This is a genomic window from Microbacterium jejuense, assembly GCF_039544225.1.
GTDB classification, from domain to species: domain Bacteria; phylum Actinomycetota; class Actinomycetes; order Actinomycetales; family Microbacteriaceae; genus Microbacterium; species Microbacterium jejuense.
In genome coordinates, this window is sequence record NZ_BAABLG010000012.1 from 307,206 (window position 1) to 333,700 (window position 26,495).

General features: G+C 71.1%; 24 protein-coding genes. 10 read left to right on the forward strand and 14 right to left on the reverse strand.

Annotated features, from left to right (window positions below):
- The first annotated feature begins 2 nt into the window (after positions 1-2).
- Both ABEA46_RS18845 and aqpZ read left to right on the forward strand, forming a co-directional pair.
- Positions 3-1,304, forward strand: a complete 1,302-nt coding sequence (locus tag ABEA46_RS18845; protein ID WP_345546754.1) for a DUF58 domain-containing protein — start codon at positions 3-5, stop codon at positions 1,302-1,304.
- Positions 1,305-1,431: 127 nt separating this feature from the next.
- The gene (gene aqpZ, locus ABEA46_RS18850; RefSeq protein WP_345546756.1) at positions 1,432-2,229 is read left to right on the forward strand and encodes an aquaporin Z; all 798 of its coding nucleotides are present in this window, start codon (positions 1,432-1,434) and stop codon (positions 2,227-2,229) included.
- Positions 2,230-2,319: 90 nt separating this feature from the next.
- Here aqpZ and katG read toward each other — a convergent pair whose 3' ends face one another.
- The 3 genes from katG to ABEA46_RS18865 form a co-directional block, all read right to left on the reverse strand.
- On the reverse strand, positions 2,320-4,608 hold the full coding sequence (katG, locus tag ABEA46_RS18855) for a catalase/peroxidase HPI (RefSeq protein ID WP_345546757.1): 2,289 nt from the start codon (positions 4,606-4,608) through the stop codon (positions 2,320-2,322).
- The gene (locus ABEA46_RS18860) at positions 4,605-5,102 is read right to left on the reverse strand and encodes a Fur family transcriptional regulator (protein ID WP_345546758.1); all 498 of its coding nucleotides are present in this window, start codon (positions 5,100-5,102) and stop codon (positions 4,605-4,607) included. The genes katG and ABEA46_RS18860 overlap by 4 nt, the downstream gene beginning before the upstream one ends.
- A 75-nt stretch (positions 5,103-5,177) precedes the next feature.
- Positions 5,178-6,173, reverse strand: a complete 996-nt coding sequence (locus ABEA46_RS18865; protein ID WP_345546759.1) for a stage II sporulation protein M — start codon at positions 6,171-6,173, stop codon at positions 5,178-5,180.
- A gap of 16 nt (positions 6,174-6,189) precedes the next feature.
- On the opposite strand from ABEA46_RS18865, the gene ABEA46_RS18870 reads away from it, so the two are divergent.
- Positions 6,190-7,035 (forward strand): RDD family protein, encoded by an 846-nt coding sequence (locus ABEA46_RS18870; RefSeq protein WP_345546761.1) that lies wholly within the window; start codon positions 6,190-6,192, stop codon positions 7,033-7,035.
- A 12-nt stretch (positions 7,036-7,047) separates the two neighbouring features.
- Here the strand turns inward: ABEA46_RS18870 and ahcY are convergent, their stop codons facing one another.
- Positions 7,048-8,535, reverse strand: a complete 1,488-nt coding sequence (ahcY, locus tag ABEA46_RS18875) for an adenosylhomocysteinase (RefSeq protein ID WP_345546763.1) — start codon at positions 8,533-8,535, stop codon at positions 7,048-7,050.
- A gap of 51 nt (positions 8,536-8,586) precedes the next feature.
- Positions 8,587-8,793: a DUF3499 family protein gene (locus tag ABEA46_RS18880; RefSeq protein WP_345546765.1), complete on the reverse strand. Its 207-nt coding sequence runs from the start codon at positions 8,791-8,793 to the stop codon at positions 8,587-8,589.
- Between the two features lie 152 nt (positions 8,794-8,945).
- Here ABEA46_RS18880 and ABEA46_RS18885 point away from each other — a divergent pair, with 152 nt between their 5' ends.
- A complete protein-coding gene (locus ABEA46_RS18885; protein WP_345546767.1) occupies positions 8,946-9,386 on the forward strand; it encodes a metallopeptidase family protein in 441 nt (146 codons plus the stop codon).
- Between the two features lie 74 nt (positions 9,387-9,460).
- On the opposite strand, the gene ABEA46_RS18890 is transcribed toward ABEA46_RS18885, so the two are convergent.
- The 4 genes from ABEA46_RS18890 to manA all read right to left on the reverse strand — a co-directional run bounded on the left by ABEA46_RS18890 (position 9,461) and on the right by manA (position 15,516).
- A complete protein-coding gene (locus tag ABEA46_RS18890; RefSeq protein WP_345546770.1) occupies positions 9,461-10,867 on the reverse strand; it encodes a DUF5719 family protein in 1,407 nt (468 codons plus the stop codon).
- Positions 10,864-13,755 (reverse strand): glycosyltransferase, encoded by a 2,892-nt coding sequence (locus ABEA46_RS18895; RefSeq protein ID WP_345546772.1) that lies wholly within the window; start codon positions 13,753-13,755, stop codon positions 10,864-10,866. The genes ABEA46_RS18890 and ABEA46_RS18895 overlap by 4 nt, the downstream gene beginning before the upstream one ends.
- Positions 13,756-13,857: 102 nt before the next feature.
- A complete protein-coding gene (locus ABEA46_RS18900; RefSeq protein ID WP_191171690.1) occupies positions 13,858-14,184 on the reverse strand; it encodes a WhiB family transcriptional regulator in 327 nt (108 codons plus the stop codon).
- Positions 14,185-14,367: 183 nt separating this feature from the next.
- Entirely contained in the window at positions 14,368-15,516 is a 1,149-nt protein-coding gene (gene manA / locus ABEA46_RS18905; RefSeq protein WP_345546774.1) for a mannose-6-phosphate isomerase, class I, read from the reverse strand.
- A gap of 57 nt (positions 15,517-15,573) precedes the next feature.
- Here manA and ABEA46_RS18910 point away from each other — a divergent pair, with 57 nt between their 5' ends.
- From ABEA46_RS18910 to ABEA46_RS18930, 5 genes are all read left to right on the forward strand, one after another.
- The gene (locus ABEA46_RS18910) at positions 15,574-17,034 is read left to right on the forward strand and encodes an O-antigen ligase family protein (RefSeq protein WP_345546776.1); all 1,461 of its coding nucleotides are present in this window, start codon (positions 15,574-15,576) and stop codon (positions 17,032-17,034) included.
- Positions 17,031-18,383 (forward strand): O-antigen ligase family protein, encoded by a 1,353-nt coding sequence (locus tag ABEA46_RS18915; RefSeq protein WP_345546778.1) that lies wholly within the window; start codon positions 17,031-17,033, stop codon positions 18,381-18,383. The genes ABEA46_RS18910 and ABEA46_RS18915 overlap by 4 nt, the downstream gene beginning before the upstream one ends.
- Before the next feature lie 74 nt (positions 18,384-18,457).
- Positions 18,458-19,453 (forward strand): glycosyltransferase family 2 protein, encoded by a 996-nt coding sequence (locus ABEA46_RS18920; protein WP_345546780.1) that lies wholly within the window; start codon positions 18,458-18,460, stop codon positions 19,451-19,453.
- Between the two features lie 46 nt (positions 19,454-19,499).
- Positions 19,500-19,922 carry a GtrA family protein gene (locus tag ABEA46_RS18925; protein ID WP_345546782.1) on the forward strand — a complete coding sequence of 141 codons (423 nt, stop codon included), beginning with the start codon at positions 19,500-19,502 and terminating at the stop codon, positions 19,920-19,922.
- Positions 19,922-20,917: a glycosyltransferase family 2 protein gene (locus ABEA46_RS18930; protein ID WP_345546784.1), complete on the forward strand. Its 996-nt coding sequence runs from the start codon at positions 19,922-19,924 to the stop codon at positions 20,915-20,917. The genes ABEA46_RS18925 and ABEA46_RS18930 overlap by 1 nt, the downstream gene beginning before the upstream one ends.
- Here the strand turns inward: ABEA46_RS18930 and ABEA46_RS18935 are convergent.
- The 3 genes from ABEA46_RS18935 to ABEA46_RS18945 are packed head-to-tail and all read right to left on the reverse strand — an operon-like array spanning position 20,895 to position 23,559.
- Positions 20,895-21,899: a Gfo/Idh/MocA family oxidoreductase gene (locus ABEA46_RS18935; protein ID WP_345546786.1), complete on the reverse strand. Its 1,005-nt coding sequence runs from the start codon at positions 21,897-21,899 to the stop codon at positions 20,895-20,897. The two genes, ABEA46_RS18930 and ABEA46_RS18935, sit on opposite strands and share 23 nt — an antisense overlap.
- Complete coding sequence (locus ABEA46_RS18940; protein WP_345546788.1) at positions 21,899-22,996, reverse strand: DegT/DnrJ/EryC1/StrS family aminotransferase; 1,098 nt, start codon at positions 22,994-22,996, stop codon at positions 21,899-21,901. The genes ABEA46_RS18935 and ABEA46_RS18940 overlap by 1 nt, the downstream gene beginning before the upstream one ends.
- Positions 22,993-23,559 carry an acyltransferase gene (locus ABEA46_RS18945; protein ID WP_345546790.1) on the reverse strand — a complete coding sequence of 189 codons (567 nt, stop codon included), beginning with the start codon at positions 23,557-23,559 and terminating at the stop codon, positions 22,993-22,995. Before ABEA46_RS18945 ends, ABEA46_RS18940 begins: the two co-directional genes overlap by 4 nt.
- A gap of 301 nt (positions 23,560-23,860) precedes the next feature.
- Here ABEA46_RS18945 and ABEA46_RS18950 point away from each other — a divergent pair, with 301 nt between their 5' ends.
- Positions 23,861-24,835, forward strand: a complete 975-nt coding sequence (locus ABEA46_RS18950) for a glycosyltransferase family 2 protein (RefSeq protein WP_345546791.1) — start codon at positions 23,861-23,863, stop codon at positions 24,833-24,835.
- 3 nt (positions 24,836-24,838) lie between these two features.
- Here the strand turns inward: ABEA46_RS18950 and ABEA46_RS18955 are convergent, their stop codons facing one another.
- Both ABEA46_RS18955 and ABEA46_RS18960 read right to left on the reverse strand, forming a co-directional pair.
- The gene (locus ABEA46_RS18955; protein ID WP_345546793.1) at positions 24,839-25,585 is read right to left on the reverse strand and encodes an ABC transporter ATP-binding protein; all 747 of its coding nucleotides are present in this window, start codon (positions 25,583-25,585) and stop codon (positions 24,839-24,841) included.
- Entirely contained in the window at positions 25,585-26,391 is an 807-nt protein-coding gene (locus ABEA46_RS18960; RefSeq protein ID WP_345546795.1) for an ABC transporter permease, read from the reverse strand. The genes ABEA46_RS18955 and ABEA46_RS18960 overlap by 1 nt, the downstream gene beginning before the upstream one ends.
- Positions 26,392-26,495: the final 104 nt, after the last annotated feature.

Sequence of the window (26,495 nt, forward strand, 5' to 3'; positions counted from 1 at the left end):
GCATGTACGTCACCGGTCGACTCCCCCTCCTCGTCGCCCTGGGCGCCGTGCCCGTCGTGCTGCTCTCGCTCGCCGGCGCGGACGCCTGGCTCGTCGCGGCCGGGTGGGCGGTGCTCTGCGTCGTCATGGCGCTCGGCGACGCGGCCGCGGCGCCCGACCCACGGCGCCTGACGGTGAAGCGCCGGATGCCGCACCGCGTGCTGCTCGGGCAGCCGGTGCTCTCGGAGCTCGTGGTGCGCAACGGCGGTCCGCGGACGATCCGTGGCAGGCTGCGTGACGCGTGGCAGCCGACCGCCGGTGCGCCGGCCGATCGTGAGCGGATCGACATCCCGGCCGGAGAGGCCCGGGCACTCGGCATCCCGCTTCTCCCCCGCCGTCGCGGCGAGCTGCGCTCGGCCTTCGTGGTGGTGCGCTCGGACGGGCCGCTTCGGCTCGCCGGACGCCAGGCGCGCCTGGACGCTCCCGGGGCGATCCGCGTGCTGCCGCCGTTCACCGCCCGCCGCCACCTTCCCTCGCGACTGGCACGGCTGCGCGAGCTCGACGGCAGCACGAGCGTCCAGGTGCGCGGTCAGGGCACCGAGTTCGACAGCCTGCGCGAGTACGTGCGCGGCGACGACGTGCGCTCGATCGACTGGCGCGCCACGGCGCGTTCCACCACCACGATGCTGCGCACGTGGCGCCCCGAGCGTGACCGGCACGTCGTGATCGTGATCGACACGGGGCGCACCGCCGCCGCCCGCGTGGGCGACGGCGTGCGGATGGATGCCGCGATGGAGGCCGCGCTGCTGCTCTCAGCCCTCGCCTCACGCGCCGGCGACCACGTCCACCTGCTGATGTTCGACCGCGTGATCCGCGCCAGAGTCACGCGCGTCGACGGGCCGGGACTGCTCCCCGCCCTCGTCGACGCCATGGCCCCGGTCGAGCCGCAGCTCATCGACACCGACTGGGACGCCGCCTTCGCGCAGGTGCGCGCGCTCACCTCGCGCCCGTCCCTGGTCGTGCTGCTCACCGCGCAGGACGCCGCCGAGGCCGCACGCGGGTTCCTCGGCTCGCTCCCCGCGCTCGCGAGCGCCGCCCATGTGCTCGTCGGCACGGTCACCGGCGACGCCGACCCGCTCCCCGAGCGCCCCGACGCCGCGGACGTCTACCGCGCCGCCGCGATCGAACGGGCCGCGGCGGATGCGGCCGTCGTGGCCGCCGCGATCGGCCGCGCCGGCGGTGAGGCGATCGCCGACACCCCCGACGCGCTTCCGCCGCGCATCGCGGACCGGTACCTCGCCCTCAAGGCCGCCGGCCGGCTGTGACCGGGACGGCCTGATCGGGCACGGAATCCGCGCCGGATCACGGCGTAATGCGCGGACACTCCGACCGCATACCCTGGGAAACACCTGAACGGAACGCTAGCCTCGCGAACGAGGAAAGGAGTCCGCCATGTCGGATACCACCACCCAGCCGAGCACCGGGACCCGTCTGGTCGCCGAGGCCCTGGGAACGTTTCTGCTCGTCTTCGGCGGCGTCGGCACCGCGCTGTTCGCGGCCACCTTCCCTGCGGGGTCGGAAGGCAACCCCCTGGGAGTCGGCTTCGTCGGCGTGGCACTCGCGTTCGGCCTCACGGTCGTCGTCGGCGCCTACGCGTGGGGCCCGATCTCGGGCGGCCATTTCAACCCCGCGATCACCCTCGGCCTCGCCGCCGCCGGCCGCTTCGCCTGGAAGGACACGATCGGCTACATCATCGCGCAGATCGTCGGCGGCGCGCTGGCGACGACAGTGATCGTGCTCATCGGCCTGTTCGGCGTCGACAACTGGCTCGCCAACGCACAGGACGGCGGCTTCGCGTCCAACGGATACGGCGACGGCGACTTCGGCTCGCCGGGCGGCTTCGGCCTCGGCGCGGCGATCGTCGCCGAGATCGTGCTGACGGCGTTCTTCGTCCTCGTGATCCTGGGTGTCACGCACGCCACGCGCGGCACCGCGGCGCTCGCACCGCTCGCGATCGGCCTCACGCTGACGCTCATCCACCTGGTCCTGATCCCGATCGACAACGCGTCGGTCAACCCCGCCCGCTCCATCGCGGCGGCGATCTACGGCGGACCCGCCCCGCTCTCGCAGCTGTGGGTGTTCATCGTGTTCCCGATCGTCGGCGGTCTGCTCGCGGGGCTGCTGCACCGCGCGCTGTTCGAGCCCAAGGGCTCGCTGCCCGCCACGCACGCCGAGGCGCGCGTCAAGTAACGCCGGCTACGAGGAACGGCCCGCCCCCGGTCTCGGGGACGGGCCGTTCCTCGTTGTGGATGCCGGCGGCCAGGGCCGCCGGCATCCATGTCAGACCAGGTCGAAGCGGTCGAGCTCGGTGACCTTGCCCCACGCGGCGACGAAGTCGCGCACGAACTTCTCGTGGGCGTCGTCCGAGGCGTACACCTCGGCGATCGCGCGCAGCTCGGAGTTCGAGCCGAACAGCAGGTCGACGCGGGTGCCCACGCCGAGCTTCTCGCCCGAGCCGTCCTTCGTGCCCGCGAACGCGTGCGCGCCCGGGTCGAGCGACTTCCAGGTCGTGCCGAGGTCGAGCAGGTTCACGAAGAAGTCGTTCGTGAGCACGCCCGGGCGATCGGTGAACACGCCGTACTGCGAGCCGTCCCAGTTGGCGCCCAGCACCCGCAGTCCGCCCACGAGGACGGTCGTCTGCGGAGCGGTCAGCGTCAGCAGGTTGGCCTTGTCGAGCAGGAGGTGCTCCGCCGGCAGACCGCTCGCCATGGCGAGCGGGCCCTGGTAGTTGCGGAAGCCGTCGGCGGCAGGCTCCAGGTAGGCGAACGACTCGACGTCGGTCTGCTCCTGCGTGGCGTCGGTGCGGCCCGGGTGGAACGTCACCACGGCCTCGACACCGGCATCCTTCGCCGCCTTCTCGACGCCCGCGTTGCCCGCGAGCACGATGAGGTCGGCGACCGACACCTTCTTGCCGTCGGTGCGGCCCTCGTCGAACGAGGCCTTGATGCCCTCGAGCACGCCGATGACCTTCGCGACCTGAGCGGGGTTGTTGACCTCCCAGTCCTTCTGCGGCGCGAGACGCAGACGGGCGCCGTTGGCTCCGCCGCGCTTGTCGCTGCCGCGGAACGACGATGCCGCCGCCCACGTCGTCGACACCAGCTCGCTCACGGTCAAACCCGAGTCGAGGATCTGCGCCTTGAGCGCGGTCGCGTCGGCGCCGTCGATCAGCTCGTGGTCGACCGCGGGCACGCGGTCCTGCCAGATGAGCTCCTCGGCGGGGACCTCGGGGCCGAGGTAGCGCTCGATCGGACCCATGTCACGGTGCGTCAGCTTGAACCACGCACGCGCGAACGCGTCGGCGAAGGCCTCGGGGTCGTCGCGGAAGCGGCTGGAGATCTTGCCATACTCCGGGTCCTCGCGCAGCGCGATGTCGCTCGTGAGCATGCGGGGCTCGCGACGGCCGCCCGAGTGCGCGAGCGGGACCATGTCGGCGCCGGCACCGTTCTTCGGACGCCACTGGTTGGCGCCGGCGGGGCTCTGGAAGAGCTCCCACTCGTAGGCGTACAGGATGTGGAAGAACTCGTTGTCCCAGCGCGTGGGGTGGTACGTCCACGTGACCTCGAGACCCGAGGTGATCTGGTCGTCGCCCTTGCCCGAGCCGAAGTTGTTCTTCCAGCCGAGGCCCTGCATCTCGAGCCCGGCGGCCTCGGGGTTGTCTTCGAGGTTCGAGTCCGGCGCGGCGCCGTGCGTCTTGCCGAAGGTGTGACCACCGGCGATGAGCGCGACGGTCTCCTCGTCGTTCATCGCCATGCGGCCGAACGTCTCGCGGACGTCGCGCGCCGAGGCGAGCGGGTCGGGGTGGCCGTTCGGACCCTCCGGGTTGACGTAGATGAGGCCCATCTGCACGGCCGCGAGCGGACGCTCGAGGTCGCGGTCGCCGGTGTAGCGCTGGTCGCCGAGCCACGTGGTCTCGGGGCCCCAGTACACGTCGTCGTCCGGCTCCCACACGTCCTTGCGTCCGCCGGCGAAGCCGAACGTCTCGAAGCCCATCGTCTCGAGCGCGACGTTGCCGGCGAGGATCATGAGGTCGGCCCACGAGAGCGACTGGCCGTACTTCTTCTTGACCGGCCACAGCACGCGGCGGGCCTTGTCGAGGCCGACGTTGTCGGGCCAGCTGTTCAGCGGTGCGAACCGCTGCTGGCCGGCGCCGCCGCCGCCGCGGCCGTCGGTCACGCGGTACGTGCCGGCGCTGTGCCACGCCATGCGGACGATGAGCGGGCCATAGTGCCCGAAGTCGGCCGGCCACCAGTCCTGCGACGTCGTGAGCGTCTCGGCGATGTCGGCCTTGACCGCGGCCAGGTCGAGCGCCTCGAAGGCGGCCTTGTAGTCGAAGCCCACGTCGAGCGGGTCACGCAGCTCGGAGTTCTTCGCGAGGATCTTGACGTTGAGCTGGTTCGGCCACCACACGGAGTTCGCCGACCCGTTCGTCGGGTGCGGCTGAGCGTGGATGACGGGGCAGCCCGCAGCCTCCTCGGCGCGCGCCTCTTCGGTGTCGGTGACGGTGATCGTCTGGTCGATCTCGTCGGTCTGCTCCCCGATGGGGGGAACGGCACCATCGATGTCGGTCATGCTCTTCCTTCCTGTTGAGCGGGTTCGCTTGTGGATCCGGATGCCGCGCAGTCGCCGCACAGTCCCCAGAAGGTGACCTCGGCGGTGTCGACGGCGAAGCCGTGCGAGTCGGACGGCGTGAGGCAGGGCGCGTGCCCCACGACGCAGTCGACGTCGGCCACGGCGCCGCAGGAGCGGCAGATGAGGTGGTGGTGGTTGTCGTCGACGCGCAGTTCGAACAGCCCGGGCCTGCCGGCGGGCTCGATGCGCCGTGCCAGGCCGGCGTCGACGAAGTCGCCGAGGGCGTTGTACACCGACTGCAGACTGGTGCCGGGAAGGCTGCGCGCCACGATCTCGAACAGCTCGTCGGCGCTCGCGTGGGGCCGCTCGCCGAGCGCGTCGACGACGGCGCGGCGAGGGTCGGTGACGCGGAGCCCCGCCTCACGCAACCGCGTCGCGGCGTCGGCCGGATGCGGCGCCGCCGCGTGCGCGGCGACGGTGGCGGGCGAGGTCATGCCCTCAGCCTAGCCTTGTTTTGAGTCATTCAAAACAGTGATATGCGGTGGCAGACGGCGGGCGCGGCGGTCCGCTCAGCCCGAGACGAGCGTGGGGGTCCCCGTCTCGAACTCGGTCAGATCGCCCGTCTCGCCGAGCCTGGCGGCACGGCGCCCGACGACCAGCATGTACACGAGGAACAGCGCGAGAGCGGCGGCGCCGATGCCGATCTTCGCCGGCCACGGCCAGGCCTGCCGTGTGACGAACCCCTCGATCAGCCCTGAGACGCCGAGCGCGATCACGAGGCCGATCGCGACGGTCGCGAGCGAGCGCCCGGCCGCGGCGAGCGCGGCGCCGCGGGTGCGCGGGCCGGGCGCGACCCAGGCCCAGAAGATCTGCAGCCCCGCCGCCGCCGCGACGAAGATGCTCGTGAGCTCGAGCAGACCGTGCGGAAGGATGAACAGCACGAACACGTCGCCGCGGTCGAAGGCCGTCATCACGGCCGCGGCCATGCCGACCCCCACCGCGTTCTGCACCAGCACCATGAGCGGCCACACGCCGGTGATGCCGAAGAGCACGCACTGCGCGGCGATCCACGCGTTGTTGGTCCACACCGTTCCGGCGAACACGGCGGCGGGGTTCTCGCTGTAGTAGTCGGTGAAGCTGTTCTCGGCGTACTCCTGCAGCTGCGCCCGGCTGCCGAGGCTCGCCACGAGCGCCGGGTCGCCCGACACCCACAGCGCGACCGTCGCCACGACGATCACGAAGCCGACGGCGATCGCGAGAGTCGTCCAGCGCACGCGATACAGCGCCGCCGGCAGCTGCAGCACGAAGAACCGCGGGATCTGCCGCATCACGTTCTCGGGGGCGCCGGTCAGGCGCAGCCGTGCGCGGGCGAGCATGGTCGAGATGTGGTCGCTCTGCACGCTGCGTCCCGCCGACGTCTTCGCCTCGGCGAGATCCGCGGATGCCGCACGGTAGCGGATCACGAGCTCGTCGACCTCGGCGCCCGACAGGTGGCGCGTGCGGCTCAGCTCGTCCAGACGCGCCCACTCCTCGCGGCGGGCGGCCGTGAGGGCGTCGAGGTCCATGCGCTTTACTGTAGCCATGCCCGAAGGCCGACCCGCGCTCGTCGACATCCATCAGGACGAGGTCCTCACCGGCGAGGCTGTCGCGCTGGATGTGCAGCCGGTCGGCTTCTTCCTGCGCGCGCTCGGCGTGATCATCGACATGCTGCTCGGGGTCGTCGTGCTGGCGCTGTTCGCGCTCGGGGCGGGCTGGCTGGTCAGCACCGGCGCGCTGGACGGCAACGTCGTGCCGATCCTCACGATCGTCATGCTCGTGGTGGTCATGGTCGTGATCCCGACCGTCGTCGAGACGGCCAGCCACGGTCGCAGCCTCGGCCGCCTCGCCGTGGGGGCGCGGATCGTCCGTACGGACGGCGGCGCGGCGGGGTTCCGCCACGCCTTCATCCGCGCACTGACCGGCGTCTTCGAGCTGTGGTTCACCCTCGGCGCCGTCGCGGCGCTCGTCGGCGCGTTCACGCCGCGGTCGCAGCGCCTGGGCGACCTGCTCGCCGGCACCTACTCCGAGCGCACGCGCACGCCGCGGCTGCCCGATCCCGGGCTCGGCATCCCGCCGGCCCTCGCAGAATGGGCCGCCGTCGCGGACGTTGCGCGACTGCCCGAGCCGCTCGCCCGGCGCCTCGCGCAGTTCGCCCGATCGGCGACGAGCATGGAGCCCGGCGCACGCGCCCGGGCCGCGGCATCCCTCGCCCGCGAAGCGGCCGAGGACGTGTCGCCGGTGCCCGCCGCCGACCCCGAGACGTTCCTCATCGGCGTCGTCGCGCTGCGGCGCGAGCGCGAACTGCGGGCGCTGCGCCTCGAGACCGCGCGCGTCGACGCGCTGGCGGCACCGTTGTCGGCGCCGCCCCGCGGCTTTCCGGAGCGCTGACGCGCCGCCGGCTCAGTATCGGTAGTGGTCCAGCTTGTAGGGGCCGTCGACCGGGACGCCGATGTAGGCGGCCTGCTCGTCCGACAGCGTCGTCAGCTGCACGCCGAGCGCGTCGAGATGCAGGCGGGCGACCTTCTCGTCGAGGTGCTTGGGCAGCACGTAGACGGCGGTCGGGTACTCGTCGCGCTTGGCGAAGAGCTCGATCTGGGCGAGCACCTGGTTGGTGAACGACGCGCTCATGACGAACGACGGGTGGCCGGTGGCGTTCCCGAGGTTCAGCAGGCGGCCTTCGCTGAGGACGAGCACGCTGCGCCCGGTCGGCAGACGCCACTCGTGCACCTGCGGCTTGATCTCGATCTTCTCGACGCCCTCGAGCGCCTCGAGGGCGGCCATGTCGATCTCGTTGTCGAAGTGGCCGACGTTGCCGACGATCGCGAGGTGCTTGAGCTTCAGGAGATCGTCGACGGTCACGACGTCCTTGTTGCCGGTGCCCGTGATGACGATGTCGACCTGGCCGGCGACATCCGCGAGACGGGCGACCTGGTAGCCGTCCATCGCCGCCTGCAGCGCGCAGATCGGGTCGACCTCGCTGACGATGACGCGGGCGCCCTGGCCGCGCAGGGCCTCCGCGGCACCCTTGCCCACGTCCCCGTAGCCGCACACGAACGCGACCTTGCCGCCCATCAGGACGTCGGTCGCGCGGTTGATGCCGTCGGGCAGCGAGTGGCGGATGCCGTACTTGTTGTCGAACTTGGACTTGGTGACCGAGTCGTTGACATTGATCGCCGGGAAGAGCAGCTCGCCGGCGGCGGCCAGCTCGTACAGGCGGTGCACGCCGGTCGTAGTCTCCTCGGTCACCCCGAGGAGGCCCGCCGCCATGCGGGTGAAGCGCTGCGGGTCGCGGGCGAGGCTCGCGCGCAGGATGTCGAGGATGATCCGGTACTCGGCGTTGTCGCCGGGAGCGGCGTCGGGGACCGCGCCGGTCTTCTCGAACTCCACGCCCTTGTGGACGAGCAGAGTCGCGTCACCACCGTCGTCGAGGATCATGTTCGGGCCGTCGAAGCCTTCGGCTGCCCAGTCGAAGATGCGGTCCGCCAGGCGCCAGTACTCCTCCAGCGTCTCGCCCTTCCACGCGAAGACCGGCACGCCGGCGGGGGCGTCGACGGTGCCCGTCGGGCCGACGACGACGGCGGCGGCCGCTTCGTCCTGCGTCGAGAAGATGTTGCAGCTGGCCCAGCGCACCTGCGCGCCGAGAGCGACGAGGGTCTCGATCAGCACGGCCGTCTGCACGGTCATGTGCAGCGAGCCGGCGATGCGGGCGCCCTTGAGCGGCTGCGAGGCGCCGAACTCGTCGCGCAGGGCCATGAGGCCGGGCATCTCGTTCTCGGCGAGCCGCAGCTGGTGGCGGCCGGCGTCGGCGAGCGACAGGTCGGCGACCTCGTACTCGAAGGCGGAGGCGGTGGCCTCGACGGGCGTGGCGACGGCGGTGTGTGTCGGCATCCGCCCATTGTTCCACGGCCGGGATCGCGGTGTCGTCCGGCCGCCGCGGCGTCAGGTCTGCAGCGTCTCGTGGCGCACGACCACCCAGCCGCGAGGCACCGACAGGCGCTCGGTGTGCATCGCGCAGAGATCGTGCGCATGCGGATCGCCCGCCGCGCCGAGCGGGCCGATCGCGGCCATCTGGTCGGCGTAGTCGTACGTCAGCGTCGACACGGCCTCACGGGCACAGCCGACCTTGGAGCAGACTCTCGCACGCATCACCGTGACGGTACCGCGAACCGGCGACATGCCGCCGTCGCCGCGCCGTCGACCAGCGCCCACGCCCTTCTCTCCCACTCCCCCGCTCGTTGGCGAGGACGCACCGTGGCCACGGCGAGGACGCACCGCGGCCACGGACCTAGGATGGAGGCATGGCGTGGCGTCGGACCCGGACCAGCGAACGCGCGGCGGTGCGACCCGCGCGACACGGCCGGCACGGTCGTGAAGGCCGCAGCTCGGTCGTCCGTCCGCCGCTCCCCCCGCTCGACACGCGGGTCGACCGCTTCGACCTTTCGGTCGGCACGGCGGCGGAGTTCCTGCGCTCGGCGTGGTCCGAGCTGCGCGACGTGCGGTTCGAGGTGGCCGATATGCCGGCCGCGACCGACGAGGACGGCATCCCGCGCTGGACGGTGCTCCGCGACGAGCGGCGCATCATCCTGTACCGGCTGCCGATCGAGCGGCTCAGCCACCTGCACCGCGACGACGAGCTGCACCACCGCATGCTCGTCGAGGGCTCCGTGTTCCGTGCCGCGGCGGAGTATCTCGACCGCGACCCGTGGGACCTCGGTCCGGAGCGCTTCCGGTACTTCTGACGCGATGCGACGAGTGTCGCGGGTCGAGGTGGAGCGAGCGAAGCGAGTCGAGACCACCGCGGTCGCACCCTCCCCTACGGGTAGACGACGATCTCGTGCGCGTCGACGTCGGCGGGCCAGATCGGGATGCCGGCCAGCGCGCCGTCGCCGGTGAGCGACAGCCCCGCCCGCACCGGATCCGTCGGATCGATCACATAGACGGTGCGCGGCGAGAGCCGTACCGTCGTCGACCCTCCGACGGGCACTTCGAGATCGACCTGGAAGTCGCCGTCGCGCGCCGCCACGCTCACCGCTGCGGGCTTGGTGCCGGTGTTGACGAGCGTGAGGGTCGGCACGGGTCCGCCGGGCGTGACGAACAGAGTGGATGCCTCCACCTCGGGCGACGGCGAGTACCAGGCGAAGTCGTCGCCCTCGCCGAAGCCGGTGGTCTGCCACACGGCGGCCAGCACCGGCGTCTGCGCGTCGACGGTCACGGTGTACGAGCCGGCGGCGAGGCCGTCCAGCTCCAGCTCCAGCGGCTGACCGGCCGCGAGCGTGACCTCCTGCGTGGCACGTGCGGGCTCGGTGCGCCCGGCGGCGGTCACGGTGACCTCGGCGGTCGTCGCGACCGAGGGCGACAGCATCCTGAGCATCGTGGCGCCGGCGGAGCCGTCCTGGGCCGGAGCGCGCGTGACGGCGACCCCGGCGATGACCTGCAGCGCCTCGGGCGCGGCCGCGGGGCCGACCTGATCGACGCCGCCGGGCGTGAGCGTACGGGTGATGCTGGCCTGCAGCGATGCGCGCACAGGGGCGCCGACCGCCGATACCCGCACGACCGGGGTCTCTTCGCCGAGCGCGATGCCGGCGAGGGGCACCACCTGCTGCGTGCCCGGGGCGACGACGAGGTCGGCGCCGCCCGGAGGCGTCTGCGGGCCGCCCACGCCGTACACCGTCAGCTGCACTGTCGCGGCGACGGTACCGGGGTTCGACAGCACCACCAGGTCGGCGGCGCCGGTGGCGCCCGATCCGCCCACGAGCCACGACTCCAGCAGCGGCGGACGGCACGCCGACGCGGCGAAGCCGGCGAGGTCGTCGGACCGCGCGGTGGACCAGCCCGTGGCCGCCAGGTCGACCGCCTGGCCGTCCTGCGGCGGCGAGGTGTAGCTCGCCGGGCCGGTGCCGACGTTCTGGTTGCGCAGCTCCTGCTCCTCGGGGGCCGGGGCCCCCTCGGGCACTCCGGTGACGACGGTCTGGCGGGCCGCGAGCGCGAGGGACGAGGCATCCTCGGAATTGCGCCCGATCGAGAGCAGTCCGCCGTCGCACGTGATGATCGACGCCGCGGGCGCCGGGGTGGCGGTGATCCGGACGGGCTCGTGAGTGATCGTGGGCCAAGGCACGCTCACGGCCGTGACGACCGCGATCACGGCGCCCACCGACACGGCTGTGCCGATCAGCAGACGGGCGCTCGTCGTCGCCCAGCGGAACACGCGGCGATCGCTCATCGGCCCTCCTGCCAGTGCGGCCCCACGATGCGGGGCGTACGTCGGGCCGCCCGCCGGGTGGCGGCGGTGGGCACCGCGAGCAGCAGGGCGACGCCGAACGTCGCGAGCTGCGCGAACCCGATCCAGCGGGCGGTCGCCGTCACTGACGCGCTCTCGGCGGGCCGGTCCGCCGCGTCGTCGACCACCCGCCACAGCTCGCCCTTCGCGGTGTCGCCGACGATGACGAGCGTGTCGCGCTGGCTGAGCGCCGTGGTCGCCGACAGTCGCGTCGTGCGGGCCGCGTCGGACTCCGGCGCCGTCGACGGCGCGAGCAGGATGAAGCTGACACCGTGGCGGGCGAGCTCGGCGACGATGTCGTCCGCCGACGGGGTGACCAGGTCGGCGGCCAGCGCGGCGGCCGCCTCGTCCTGCGGCGAGGTCTGCGTGCGGGTGGACAGCAGGGTCGTCTGACCGCCGATCGTCTCGCTGCCACCCCACACGATCTGGGCGGCGACGCCCTCGTCGGGCTGCGGCGTCAGCACGATCGTCCCGACGTCGAGGTCTTCACGGCCCTCGGCCGCGACGAATGCGGGCAGGGTGCTCGCCGGTCCGTTCGCGATCGTCGCGGTCCCTCGCGTGAACGCGGTCAGCGCGGGGATCGCGAGCGTCACGGCGCCCGCGAGGACCAGGGCGGCGGCGATCGTGCGCACGAACGCCACGCGCGGGGCGAGGCCCGCATCGAGCGACACCAGCGCGCCGCCGAGGGCGCCGAGCCAGGCGAGGCTGAGACCCGCGCCCGGCCACACCGCGACCGCGGTCGCCTGCGCGAACGAGACCGCGACGCCCACCGCGGCGAAGGCGGTGCCGAGCCCGAGCGCGGTCACCACGAGCAGCGCGGTGCCGGCGGCCCAGCGCTGCGTGAGCGGTGCGATGAGCGCGAGCAGGGCGAGCGGGACGCTCAGCAGGGGCACCCACCAGGTCGGCCCGTCGGGCAGCAGAGTCGTCCAGCCGGCAAGGTCGGACGTGGGGATGCCGGCGGCCAGCAGCGCGCGTCCCGCGGCGTCGGCGGCGACCTGCGGACCGGCCCACGGGACACCGGGATCGGCGAGGAGTCCCCACGCACGTGCATCCGAGATCGCGTTCCACGCCAGGGGGGCGGCGAAGACGATGGACGGCACGACGAGCCAGATGAGGCGGGTCACGCCGCGGCCCGCGCGGATCACGACCGCGAGCACGATCATCCCGATCCACACCACGACGAGTGCGGGCGCGAGCGACGGCGCGGTCGCGAGCACGCTCGCCAGCAGGATCGAGGCGGCGCCGGCGCCCGCCCAGGACCGGTGCGCGACCGAGCCGGCGAAGAACAGCCATGGCAGGAGCAGGTGCACGATGACGCCCGTCGGGCGGCCCTGCGTGAGGGCCACGAGCAGGGTCGGCGAGAGCGCCCACACAGCGCCGCCGAGCATCCTCAGGCTCGACCGCTCGGTGACGCGCGTCGCGGCGAACCAGCCGCCGAGCGCCGCGAGCGGCACGGCGGCGATCCACAGCAGCACGAGGGCCCGCGACGGCGCCCACGGCCACAGCGACCCGAGGATGGCCACGACGGCCGAGAACGGATCGGCGGGTCCGATCGTGTCGAGGCCGAGCACGCGCTGCCCGTAGGCGGCGTCGTTCCACAGCTGGCCGACGGTCGTGGCGAGCGGCTGCAGCGCACCGCCGCCGAGGACCGGCCAGGCGAGCAGCGCGGGGAAGGCCGCGACCGACACGACGATGGCGGCGAGCACGAGCCACGCGCCGCCGCCCGAGAAGAAGCGCAGCTCGCTGCGGCGCACTCCTCCCAGCGCCACCTCCGGATCGTCGTCGAGCCGCTCCCGCAGCTCGGTGCGCGTCGTGCGCAGCGGCGCGACCTGCGCCCACGACCCCCGATCGGCGCCCACCTCGGCGCGCGTGCGCGTCAGTCTGCGGCGCCCACGCCAGACGGGTGCGATGCCGACGAACGCGACGGCGGCCGCCGCCCACTCCGAGGGGATGCGCCCGGGCTGCTTGCGCACGAGATCCACGATCGTGCGCCACAGCGCGAGCGGCAGCACCGTCAGCCAGTGCAGCGCCACCGTGGGCGCCGGTGCGTAGACGAGCCGGCGATGCAGCTGCCCGACGCGCTCGGCGTAGACGGCACGACGGCGACGCTGCGGGGTGAGCGGCAGCGGCAGCCCGGCCACGCCGTCCCCCGCGACCGCGACGCGGGCGCCCGCGACGAGCGAGACCCGGGCGCCGGCGAGCCGGGCTCGCACGCCCAAGTCCAGGCCTTCGTCGGCGCCGGCGAGTCCGGCGTCGAGTCCTCCGAGCGCGCTCCACGCCGACGAGCGGATGAGGATGCCGCGCACATCGGCGCCGAGCACGTCCTCATGGGCGTCGTGCTGTCCTTGATCCAGTTCGCCGTCGGCCAGGCCGACGGCACGGCCGAAGCGCGTCATCGACACGCCGAGCGACACGATCTCGACCCTGTCGTCCCACCGCACCAGCTTCGGCGCGACGAACGCGACCGACGGCGAGAGCTCGAGCGCGCCGACCAGCTGTGCGAGCGCGTCGGGTTCGGGGGCGGTGTCCTGCGCGAGCAGCCACCAGGCGTCTGACTTCGAGCCGTCGGTCTCGCCGGACGAGGCCTGCTCGACCGCCAGCGCGGTCGCGGCCGCGTACGAGGTCGATGCCGGCGCCGTCACGACCGACGTCGCAGAAGACGCCTCGACGATCTCGTGAAGATGGGCGTCGCCGCCGCACAGGACCACAGTCAGCGCATCGACCGGACGGACTTGTTCGTCCAGCGCCGCGAGCGTGCGCCGCAGGTGGAACGCGGCCGGCGTGCGACCATCGGGACGCACGACGAGGAGGGCGTGAACTCGAGCGGGCATGTCCTGGTCAGCCTAGGCGTGCGTGTCCGCGACCTCTGTTGAACGCGCCGGAGGCGCCGAACGCGCCGGTGCGACCGGATGAGACCGGCCGACCGGCATCGTTCAGCTCGCGCGGCGCTTGAGCTTGCGGCGCTCGCGCTCGCTCAGGCCGCCCCAGATGCCGAAGCGCTCGTCGTTCTGCAACGCGTATTCGAGGCATTCGCCCCGTACGTCGCACGACCCGCAGATGCGCTTGGCATCTCGCGTGGAGCCGCCCTTCTCAGGGAAGAACGCCTCCGGGTCGGTCTGCGAACACAATGCGTCGGTCTGCCAGGCGAGTGGGTTGTCCTCTTCCGCATCGATGTTGCGGCGAACCCCCGGAACCCCCAGTTGAACCGGATCGACGAACCAGTCGTCGGGAACGCCGGAACGGAATTGCGAAACCGTCATGTCGTTCTCACCCCCGTGATCCTGCTCCACGCTGGTGCGTGTGTAGGTGTAATTACACCCGTGTAGTTCACCGAGGTCAAGTCGCAGATACTAAAGCCTCAAGGAAGTCTTGAACCTTCACGACGCGCCGACGGCGTGTCGCACTGTGATAACAGTCCTGACCGCCGGCCGCTGCGCAGCCGGTCAGCGACCCGGCTGCGCGAGGAACACCTCGCCGCTGCCGGCGACACGCACCGTCCCCTCGTCGGGGGTCACGAGGACGGCTCCCCCGGGTGCGAGCACGGCGTGGGCGAGGGATGCCGCCCCCGTCACCTCCGGGGCGCCCGAGGTGGCCAACGCGATCGCGGGACCGTCCAGCGCGACGGTCGCGGCCGCCTCGCCCGGCGTCACGGCAAACAGCGCGAAGTCCGCGATCGGCACGTCGTAGGCGCGGACGCCGTCGCCCAGGTCGCGCGGGCGGATGACCGGCGGCAGCCCGGGCTCGGGGTCCAGCACGCTGACGAGCTCGGCCGCGTCGACGTGCTTGGGGGTCAGGCCGCCGCGCAGCACGTTGTCGCTGGCCGCCATCAGCTCGACGCCCAGACCCTCCAGATACGCGTGCAGCACGCCGGCGGGCACGAACAGCCCCTCGCCGCGGCGGAGGGTCACGAGATTCATGAGGAGGGCCACCACGATGCCGGGGTCGCCGGGGAACGCGGCATCCAGCGTGCGGACGAGGTCGAGCTCAGCGGCGAACTCGTCCGATGCCCCCGCGACGGCGGCGGCGATCACGTCGCGTGCCGCGTCGGCCCCATCCGACAGCAGCCAGCCGATCACGGCCGAGAGGGAGGCATCCGGTTCGGCCAATCGCTGGGCGAGCGGCGCCGCACCCGTGCCCAGGCCCGCGACCAGGCGGCGGGTGGCGTCGAGCTCGCGGAGCCCTGCGACCGCGCGGAACTCGTCGCTCAGGGCGACGATCAGCTCGGGCTTGTGGTTGTCGTCGCGGTACGTGCGATCGGCCGCATCGCGCGGGATGCCGGCCGCCTCTTCGCGCGCGAAGCCCGCCTCGGCCTGCGACTTGGACGGGTGGGCCTGGATCGAGAGGGCGGATGCCGCGGCCAGCAGCTTCAGCAGATACGGCAGCGGCGCCTCGATGCCGGCGCCGGGCCCGTCGGCCGCGATCCAGCCGTCGAGGGTGCGTCCGTCGGGCGTCTCGGACGGGTCGCCGGGGTGGTCACCGAACCACACCTCGGCCTCGGGTCGGCCGGGCGCCTCACGCCCCTCCAGCGCCGCGAGCAGAGTGGTGGATCCCCATGCGTAGTCGCGCGGGTCGTTCGCCAGGGGGATGAGCATCCCGTCAGCCTAGCGACGACCCGCGTTTCCAAGGATCGCCACGGTACCCTGTGAGCGATGGCCGTCTACTCGAAGCACCCGGCGGCGGCACCGCCGAGCCCGCCGATCCGTGAGAAGACCGGCCACCTCATGCTGCGCGGGTGGTGCATCCTCGTGCTGTTCATGGCGCTGTCGGGCACCGCGTGGATCAACGCGATCGGCGAGCTCGCGACCGCCGTCGTGACGATCGCCGGCGGCGTGCTGTCGGTGATCCTCTGGATCACGCTGCGCCCGCCGGTGCAGTACCGCCGCCTCCCGTGGTTCGTCGTCGCGTACGTGGCGTGGGCGACGCTCTCGCTGCTGTGGTCGGCGTGGCCGCAGACCACGGCGATCACGCTGCTGCTGCTGTACATCACGACGGTCCAGGCGCTGTTCATCGGCAGCGTGCTGACATGGCGCGAGCTGGTGCGGGCGATCGCGTCGGCCCTCAAGTGGGTCATCGCCCTGTCGATCCTCTTCGAGCTGTGGGTCTCGATCTTCATCGGCAAGCCGATCCTCCCCGGGTTCGTCATCGGCTCCGCCGACGATCCCATCGAGTACTGGTCGCGCGACAACCTGTTCGACGGCGGCCGCCTGCAGGGCATCATGGGCAACGCCAACCTCCTCGGCCCGGTCGCGCTGCTGGCCATCGTGGTGTTCGCGATCCGCCTCGCCTCCGGCGCGCCCCGCCGCGTGCTGCTGTGGGGATGGATGCTGCTCTCGGCGTACCTGTTCGTGCGGGCCTCGTCCGCCACCGCGTACCTCGCCGCCGCCGCGGTCGTCGTCGTGCTGATCACCGTGCTGCTCATGCGACGCGCAGAGAAGCCCGGGGCGCGCACCAAGTTCTACATCGCCTATGCGGTGATCGGCGTCGGGGGCGCGCTCGCGCTGTGGCTGCTGCGCGACGCGGTCCTCACGGCGCTCGGGCGCAGCGCCGACCTGACCGGCCGCGAGCGCATCTGGGAAGCCGTGCTCGCCCACACCGCCGAGCGGCCATGGACGGGCTGGGGCTTCGCCACCCCGTGGATGACGAGCGATCCGGCCTTCGACGTGCACGTGGCCGACCACGGCCAGGCCGTGATGCAGGCCCACAACATGTGGATCGACGTGTCGATGCAGCTCGGCATCATCGGCGTCGTGCTGCTGGCCCTCGTGTACTTCGCATTCGTGTGGCGGTCGTGGTTCTTCGCCGTCGACCGGCCGCGCTGGGATCTGCGCGCCGACCGCCCGTACTCCCCCGTCACGCTCCTGCCGACCCTCGTCGGCGCGATCCTCCTCGTCCAGGGCCTCGCCGAATCCGGTCCGCTGCTGCTGTGGGGCTGGATGTTCGTGGTGATGTTCGCGGGCAAGATCAAGCAGTCGCCCCACGTGGGCGTCGGGCCCGCCGAGCAGACCGCGGCGATCGAGCGCGGCGACCGCGTCGAGCCCGACCCCGGCGGCGATGCGTCCTCGGCGTCCGGCGGTCCTGCCTCGCCGCGGCAGGCAGGACGCGGCGCGTGACCGACACGCCGCCCGAGGCGGCCGGCTGGTTCAGCACGCTGCTGGGCTCGGCATCCTTCGCCCGCGCGTACACGCTCACCGTCTTCGGAGCAGTCTTCTCGGCGTTCGCCGTCGAGCGCATCGCGGGGCACGTCACGTACGTCACGATCGTCGCATCACTGTGCCTCATCGGCATCGCCGTGATGATCGTGCGGCGCCGCGAGATCTCGCTGCTGCGGCTCGTGCCGACGAGCGTGATCGTGTTCGTCGGCTGGGCGTTCGCGAGCATCTTCTGGTCGAGCGACTCGGGCAAGTCCTTCTGGAGCTGGGTGTCCCTCCTGGGGATCGCCTTCCTCGCCGTCGTCATCGGGCACGTCCGCGACACGCTGCAGACCGTGCGGGCGCTCGGCGACGTGCTGCGGGTGCTCCTGGCGGTGTCGCTCGTCGTCGAGATCCTGTCGGGCATCCTGCTCGACATCCCGTTCACGTTCCTCGACGTGCAGGGCGACATCTCCGAGTTCGGGCCGATCCAGGGCATCTTCGGCACCCGCAACCTGCTCGGCTTCGTCGCGGTGATCGCACTCATCACGTTCCTGATCGAGTACCGCACGCAATCCGTCCGTCCCGGGCTGTCCGTCGCGTCGGTGGTGCTCGGCGGCGGGCTCGCCGTGCTCACCGACTCCCCCACCGTGGTCGTCCTCGCCCTCGCCGTCGGCCTCGCCGTCGGTGCGCTGGCCCTCGTCCGGCACGCGCCCCCGGAGCGGCGCGCGGCGCTGCAGCTGTCGCTCGGCGCGCTCGTGGTCATCGGCGTGTTCGTCGGCTATGCGGCCCGGCATCCGATCATCGCCCTGCTCGGCGCAGGGTCCGACTTCTCGATGCGGGTCGATCTGTGGAACAAGATGGTCGACATCGTCCGCTTCCGCCCCGTCCAGGGATGGGGCTGGTTCGGCCCGTGGGACCAGCACGAGTTCCCCTTCAACGCCATCAACGCGCTGCTCGGCGAGCAGCACCTGACCGGCCTGAACGCGTTCTTCGACGTCGCGCTGCAGCTGGGCTGGGTGGGGCTCGTGCTGTTCGTCGCGCTCGGGGCCCTCGCGCTCGCCCGCTCGTGGCTGGTCGCCGGCGAACGCCGCTCGGTCGTCTACGCCTGGACTCCGCTGGTCCTCGTGGCCCTGCTCGTCGACTCCATGTTCGAGAGCTTCACCCTCACCGGGCTCGGCTGGCTCATGCTCGTGCTGTGCGCGGTGCGGGCGGGTCAGTCGCGATCGTGGCGCGAACGCCTCGACAGCGGAGTGGATGCCGGCGGCCCCGCCGCTGCGGACGCCCAGGGCCTTCCCCACGCTCGCGAGGACCCCCGCACCCAGGGATAGCGGAGTCCCGCAGGGTAGGCTTCTCTGCGGCCCGACGTCTCGGCGCCTCGCCCCTTCTTTTCGGAGATCAGCTCGTGACCCACGTTCCGACCGCCGCGTCGTTCGACCCTCAGGCCGCGACGATCGCCATCGTCACATACAACCGGTCGAACCTGCTCACGCGGCTCCTGACGAGCATCGGCGAGATGGACCCCAAGCCGGGTCGCGTCGTCATCATCGACAACGCCTCGACGGATGACACCGGCGATGTCGTGGAGTCCTTCCGCGAGGTGGTCGCCCCTGCCGACGTCGTCTACCGGCGCATGGACACCAACACCGGCGGCTCCGGCGGCTTCAGCGAGGGCATGCGGGTCGCCTACGAGCTCGGCTCCGAGTGGATCTGGCTGATGGACGACGACGTCGAAGTCCTCCCCGACGGACTCGCCAAGATGGGCAAGTGGGCACCCCGGTTCAAGAGCATCCAGGGCCGCCGGTACGACTACGACGGCAGCGCGTTCTACTGGCAGTACCGGGTCGCCGAGCCGCTCGGCATCCCGATCCCGTTCGCGCCGGCCGAGTTCGACGCGTCAGGGTATAAGGCGATGAACTCCGGATGCTTCGAGGGCATGTTCATCCATCGCGACATCGTGCAGCAGATCGGCCTGCCCGACCCGCGGTTCTTCATCTACTGGGACGACCAGATGTACGGCTGGCTCGCCTCGCGCAAGACGGCGTCGGTCGTCGTCGACGAGTTCGTGCTGCGACGCACGCGCGAGATCAAGCAGTGGGACATGGGCATCCGCCACATGAACGCGTCCAGCAACGCGTACCGCTACTACATCATGCGCAACCGGGCGTACATCAAGAAGTACTACCGCTCGCTCGGCGTCTACAAGCCGGTGCCGTTCGCGCTGGGCACCACGCTCACGTTCGGCAAGGAGCTCATCCGCCTGGTGTTCGTCGAGCGGACCGTGCGCGGGACGTCGAACCTGTTCCGGGGCCTCCGCGACGGTCGCAAGATCGCCAAGGACGCGTCGTGGCAGCCGATGCCGCCGCTCGAGGCGGCGACGACCGGCGCCGCGCGTGACTGACGTCGGCCGGCGTGGTGCGGCGCACGACCATGGGACAATCGACGACATGCCCTCGGCCCCCCATACGTCGCTGATCGCCCGCGTGTGGTCCTCGAGTGCCGTGCGGTACCTCGTGGTCGGCGGCTTCAGCTTCCTCTTCGACGTCGGCGTCCTGTGGCTGCTGCACGACGTGCTGCACGTCGCCCTGGCGATCGCCACACCCGTCGCGTTCCTGCTCAGCTTCGCGGTCACCTACACGCTGCAGCGCACCGTCGCGTTCCGGGCGGCGGACGGGATCGCGCCGAGCGTGCTGCGGTACGCCATCCTCGTGGCGGTGAACACCGTCGCCACGACGGCGATCGTGTGGGCCGGCGACGCGATCGGCCTCCCGTGGATCGTGGGCAAGATCGCGGCCGTCGTGGCCACGACGGTCTGGAACTACTTCGCATATCGATACTGGGTGTTCGGCACCCGGAAGGTGAATGACTGATGTACAAGGGAGCGCGCATCGCTGCGGTCGTCCCCGCTTTCCGCGAGGAACGCATGATCGGGCGCGTCATCGAGACGATGCCGGACTTCGTCGACTTCATCGTGATCGTCGATGACTGCAGTCCCGACGACACGAGCGGCGCGGCGACGAAGATCGGCGATCCCCGGGTCACCGTCATCCGGCACGAGGTGAATCAGGGCGTCGGCGGTGCGATCATCACCGGGCACCGGGCCGCGCTCGATCTCGGCAGCGACGTCAACGTCATCATGGCCGGCGACGCGCAGATGGACCCCGATTACCTTCCGCCCCTGCTGGACAAGGTGACCGACGAGGGGTACGGGTTCGCCAAGGCGAACCGCTTCTACTCCCCCGAGTCGTTCGACGGCATGCCCCGCCACCGCGTGTTCGGGAACATCGTCCTGTCGTTCATGACGAAGCTCACCTCGGGCTACTGGAACCTCTTCGACCCCCAGAACGGCTACACCGCCGTCCGCGCCGAGGTCGTCCGCCGACTCCCCCTCGACCGCATCGCCAAGCGCTACAGCTTCGAGAACGACCTGCTGACGCACCTCAACATCCTGCAGGTGCCCGCGGTCGACGTCCCGATCCCCGCCGTCTACGGCGAAGAGGTGTCGAGCATCAAGCTGCGCAAGGTCATCCCCGAGCTCATCAACCGGCTGACCGTCGGCTTCTGGTCTCGCATCTGGTACCGCTACGTGCTCTGGTCGTTCTCGCCGATCGCCCTGCTGCTCTTCCTCGGCCTGTTCCTGTTCCTCTTCGGAATCGGCGTGAGCATCTGGATGGTCTTCCAGATCGCAGCCTCGGTCATCGCGACCGCCGCGACGGTGATGCTCGCCGCCCTCCCGCTGATGATCGGCTCGCAGATGCTCATCAGCGCGCTGCAGCTCGACATCCAAGCCACGCCGTCGACTCCGACGTACTCGCCCTTCGACGCAGCCTCCGCCCGCGAGGTCAGTCCCTCGCGCGACCGGTAGCGACCAGCTCGCCGCCGGCGGTCGCCGACTGCAGGGCCGACTCCACCACCTCGAGGGTGTGGGCGGCGGCAGCCATCGACGAGAGTTCGGTGGTCTCGCCCCGTACGGCGTCGCGGAAGGCCTCCAGCTCAGCGCGCAGCGGCTCCTTCTTCGCGAAGGCGAACCTCGTCACGTCGCCTTCCGAGACGCCCCGGAACGTCGACACCGACTCCCACTCCAGCGGGACGGTGCCGTTCGAGTAGAACGTCAGATCGCCGGTGGCGGTGTCGGCGATGAACGTGCCGCGTTCGCCGGTCACGACGGTGACGCGCTCCTTCATCGGGCTCAGCCAGTTGATGATGTGGTTGGCGATGATCCCGTTGCGCAGTCGACCCGTGATCGAGATCATGTCTTCGAAGTCACGGCCGCTCTTGTGCGCGGTCTGAGCCGACACCGAGGCATACGTCGCCTGAGCGACCCATGCCGTGAGATCGATGTCGTGCGTCGCGAGGTCCTTCGCGACCCCGACGTCGCCGATCCGGCCGGGGAAGCTGCTCTGACGGCGGGTGGCGATCTGGTAGACGTCCCCGGCGTCGCCGCCGGCCAGCCGCGACCGCAGCTGCTGCAGCGCGGGGTTGAACCGTTCCACATGCCCGACGGCACCGACCAGGCCACGGGACTCGAACGCCGCCGCAAGGCGGTGTCCGGTGTCGGCGTCATCGGCGATCGGCTTCTCGACGAGCGTGTGCACACCCGCGTCCGCGAGCGCGAACGCCGCATCGGCATGGAACCTGGTCGGGATCGCGACGACGGCGAGATCGATCCCGGCGTCGATCAGGGCGGCGACGTCGGGAAGGATCTCGAGGCTGGTGGCCACGCGATGCGGGTCCCCGCCCGGATCGGCCACCGCGACCAGATCGACGCCCTCGACGTCGCGCAGGATGCGCGCGTGGTGGCGCCCCATCATCCCCAGCCCGAGGAGGCCGGCGCGCAGCGCGGCCATCAGGCGCCCGCTCCGGCCAGAGCGTTCACGGCCGCGATGATGCGCTCGAGGTCGCCGTCCGAGAGCGACGGGTGGACCGGCAGCGACACGACCTCTCGTGCGGCGACCTCGGTCACCGGAAGCTCCAGGCCCGGCGCGAACCGCGACAGCGACGGCAGGCGGTGGTTCGGAATGGGGTAGTACACGCCGCTGCCGATGTCGTACTCGTCCTTCAAGGCGCGCACGAAGCCGTCGCGGTCCTCGCGGACGCGGATCGTGTACTGGTGGTACACGTGACGCGCACCGTCGTCGACCGACGGCGTGATGACACCCGAGAGGTGCGCGTCGAGGAATGCCGCGTTGCGGCGGCGGGCCTCGGTCCAGGCATCCACCTTCGTCAGCTGCACGCGCCCGATGGCGGCGTGGATGTCGGTCATGCGGGCGTTGAAGCCGATGACCTCGTTCTCGTACTGACGCTCCATGCCCTGGTTGCGCAGGAGGCGTGCGTTGCGGGCGATGACCTCGTCCGCGGCCGAGATCATGCCGCCCTCACCGCTCGTCATGTTCTTCGTCGGGTAGAGCGAGAACATGCCGAACGTCCCGAACGTGCCGACCGGGCGACCGTCGATGGCCGCGCCGTGGGCCTGTGCGGCGTCTTCGAAGAGCGACAGTCCCCGCTCGTCGGCGATCGCGGCGAGCTCGTGCATCCGAGCGGGGTGCCCATAGAGGTGCACCGGCATGATGCCCTTGGTGCGCTCGGTGACCGCGGCGGCCACCGCGGCCGGGTCGAGCGTGAACGTGACGGGGTCGATGTCGGCGAAGACCGGCGTCGCACCGGTGAGAGCGACCGAGTTCGCCGTCGCTGCGAAGGTGAACGACGGCACGATGACCTCGTCACCGGCGCCGATCCCCGCCGCGAGCAGACCGAGGTGGAGCCCGGACGTGCCGGAGTTGACGGCGACGACGGGCCGGCCGTCCACGAAATGGGCCGAGAACTCCTGCTCGAAAGCGGCGACCTCCGGGCCCTGGGCGACCATGCCGCTGCGGAGGACCCGATCGACGGCGTCGCGCTCCTCGTCACCGATGAGCGGTTTCGCCGCGGGGATGAACTCGGTCACTGCTGCTCCTCTGTAAGTAGCCCGTCGGCCTCGATGTACATGCGATCGGTCGCGGGGCACCGCCAGCGGTCATCACCGACCTCGACGAGCGGAACGCCCGCATGCCCCACCCAGCCGACGCGACGCGCCGGCACGCCCACGACGAGCGCATGGTCCGGCACGTCTTTGACGACCACGGCGCCGGCGGCGACAGTCGCCCACGCACCGATGGTGACGGGCGCGACGCAGGTCGCACGAGCGCCGATCGACGCCCCCTGCTTGATCGTCACCCCGACGGGCTCCCAGTCGTGTGCGCTCTTGAGCGAGCCGTCCGGATTCACCGCACGCGGGTACGTGTCGTTGGTCAGGACCACGGCCGGTCCGATGAACACCCCGTCCGCGAGCGAGGCCGGCTCGTAGACGAGGGCGTAGTTCTGGATCTTGCAGTTGTCGCCCACGGCGACACCCGGGCCGATGTAGGCGCCGCGTCCGACGACGCATCCGTGGCCCAGATGTGCGCCCTCGCGGATCTGCGCGAGGTGCCACACCGAGGTGCCGTCGCCGATCACTGCGTCTGATGCCACATCCGCCGTATCGGCGATTCGAGGCGGCGGTGGGGCGGAGGCTGACGATGAGAACACTGTTATGTAGTGTAATCGGAGCGACGCATCCCATCGGATCCGACGGGGAACCTGCAACTCGATGCAGTGTTCCTTCCGGATGGGGCCAGGGTCACCTGGCAGGCGTCGTGCTCGCCTGTACGCAAGACCGGGGCTTCATCGACGAGGATGGAGACAGGTGCCGTCGCAGGATCTGACACGCTGCATCCGTGCAACGACATCGCCGAGAGGAAGAAGCTTGGACACGCACCCTTCAACACCACGAGTGCGCATCGTCGTACGGACCCATGACCGCCCTCAGCTCCTCGCGCGCGCGCTGGACGACATCCTGGGGCAGTCGTACCGGGACTGGCAGATGATCATCCTCAACCATCGCGGCGACCGCGATGCGCTCGACGCCGTGGTCGACGCCCGAGCCGATCGCTTCCCGCACGAGTGCCTCATCCTCGACACCGACCACCCGATCGGGCGGGACGCGATCATCGGGCTGGGCATCGCCGACCCGCAGGGCGAGTACATCGCCATCCACGACGACGACGACACGTGGGCGCCCGACTTCCTCGCCAGGACCGTGGCGTGGCTGGACACCCACCCGGAGCACGTCGCGGTGGCCGTGACGACGGACATCATCCAGGAGCGCGTCGACGACGACGGCGTGACAGTCCTGTCGCAGACGCCCATCCGCCCGCCGTTCGCCCGCATCTCGCTGTTCGACCTGGTGCACGCCGCCCATGTCCCGCCGATCGGCTACCTGTTCCGGCGATCGGCGATCGAGGCGGTCGGCGGCTTCGACGGCTCGCTGTCGGTGCTGGGCGACTGGGACCTCATGCTGCGCCTGGCCGTGGCCGGCGAGATCGGCTACGTCGAGGGCGAGACCCTGGCGTACTGGCGACAGCGCCCGCAGAACGACGGGGCCCTCGCCAACAGCGTCATCGGCGACCTGGACCTCCACCGGCAGACGGACCGGGAGCTCCGTGACCGCGCGCTGCGCGACTACATCGAGCGCAACGGCATCGGAGGGCTCCTCTACACCGCGCGGTACACCGATGAGCTGTACGCGGAATCGCGCCACGAGGCATGGATGCGCGCCCGCGAGATCGAGGCGCACATGACCCAGCGGATCGAGGAGCAGACCAAGCACCTCGAGGCGCTGATCGCCCAGTACGCGCACCACTACTCGGTGTTCCCGAGTCTGCGCCGGGCACTGGGCAGGGTGTTCCACCCGCGCCGCGGCGCGTAGGGCTCAGTCCACCGGATAGTCGGCGTCGTAGCGGTCGAGCACCTCGTCGATCGGCGCGTCCATCGCGAGGCGATGCTTGTCGAGGTACAGGCCGCGCGTGCAGAAGCGACGGAGATCGCGCTCGTTGTGCGACACGAAGAACAGCGTGCGCCCCTCCGCCTGCAGTTCCTCGATGCGGTTGTAGCACTTCTCACGGAACGCCTTGTCGCCCACCGCGAGCACTTCGTCGACGAGCAGGATCGGTTCGTCGAGCTGCGACACGACCGAGAACGCCAGGCGCACCTTCATCCCGCTGCTGAGGTGCTTGTAGGGCGTCTCGATGGCGTCGGCGATCTCGGCGAACTCGATGATCCCGTCGAAGCGGCGGGCGACCTCGGCCTTGGCCATGCCATGCAGCCCGGCGATCAGGCGCACGTTCTCGCGCACCGTGAGATCTCCGACGAAGCCGCCCGTGATCTCGATGAGGGGGGCGACACCGCCGTTCACCGACACCTGCCCCTCGTCCGCCAGGAGGACCCCGGCAACGAGCTTGAGGAGCGTGGACTTGCCCTGCCCGTTACGGCCCACCACGCCGATGGACTCTCCGGGCATGACGTCGAAGCTGACGTCGCGGAGCGCCCAGAACTCACCGGGTTTGGATCGACGCGAAGAGTCCGCGAACAGATCCTTGATGCTGCGCCGCCCCCGCCGGTTCCGGCGGAAGCGCACCCCGAGTCCCTCGACCTCGATCGCCGGGTCTGCCGCCGCCATCACAGCTCCTTCAGCACGGGGCGCTCGAGGCGCCGGAAGACGAGGATGCCGGCGCCGAGGAAGAGGAACGACATGACGGCGCCCACCCCCACCACCCACGGATCCCACTCGCCGGGGAAGAAGCCGACGCGATACAGCGCGAAGATGCCGGCGAGCGGATTGAACGCCGCGACCGTCGCCAGGTTGCCGGGAAGGTCCTCGATGCCGTAGATGATCGGCGTCGCGTAGAACAGCGCACGCAGGATCAGCCGGGTGGTGCGCTCCAAGTCACCCCAGATCACGCACAGCGGCGCCACCAGCAGCCCGAGGCCCACGAGCAGCACGGTCTGAAGCAGGATGGCCACCGGGATCAGCAGCAGGCCCCAGTTCAGCTGGGCGGGCTGCTCGGTGAACTGCGAGATCACGACGAACAGCACCAGGACCGGGAACGAGCACAGGAACTCGACACCCTTGCTGAGCACGATGCGGTTGACCCAGATCGACCGCGGGATCGCCGTCGAGCGGACCAGGCGCGCGTCCTTGCGGAAGGCCTTCGTGAAGTCGGAGACCGATGTGTTGAACCACACCCACGGCAGCAGCGCCGTGATGAGGAACACGATGTATGGCGGGTAGCCGACCTGGCGCTGGAAGATCTGCGTGAACACGAACCAGTAGATCGCGCTCATGACGAGCGGGTCGAGCACCGACCACAGGTAGCCGAGCGCGCTGGTCGCATACCGGACCTTGAGGTCGCGGGCCGAAAGCAGCCACAGGGAGTGGAGATAGCGCCGGGCGGATCCGGGAGCGCCGACGGCGGCTGTGGTCACTTCTCGATCCTAGGCGGAGGCGTCATGCGAGCTGGTTGTTCCACATGGACAGCGCGGAGCCGATGGCCATGTGCATGTCGAGGTACTGATACGTGCCCAGCCGG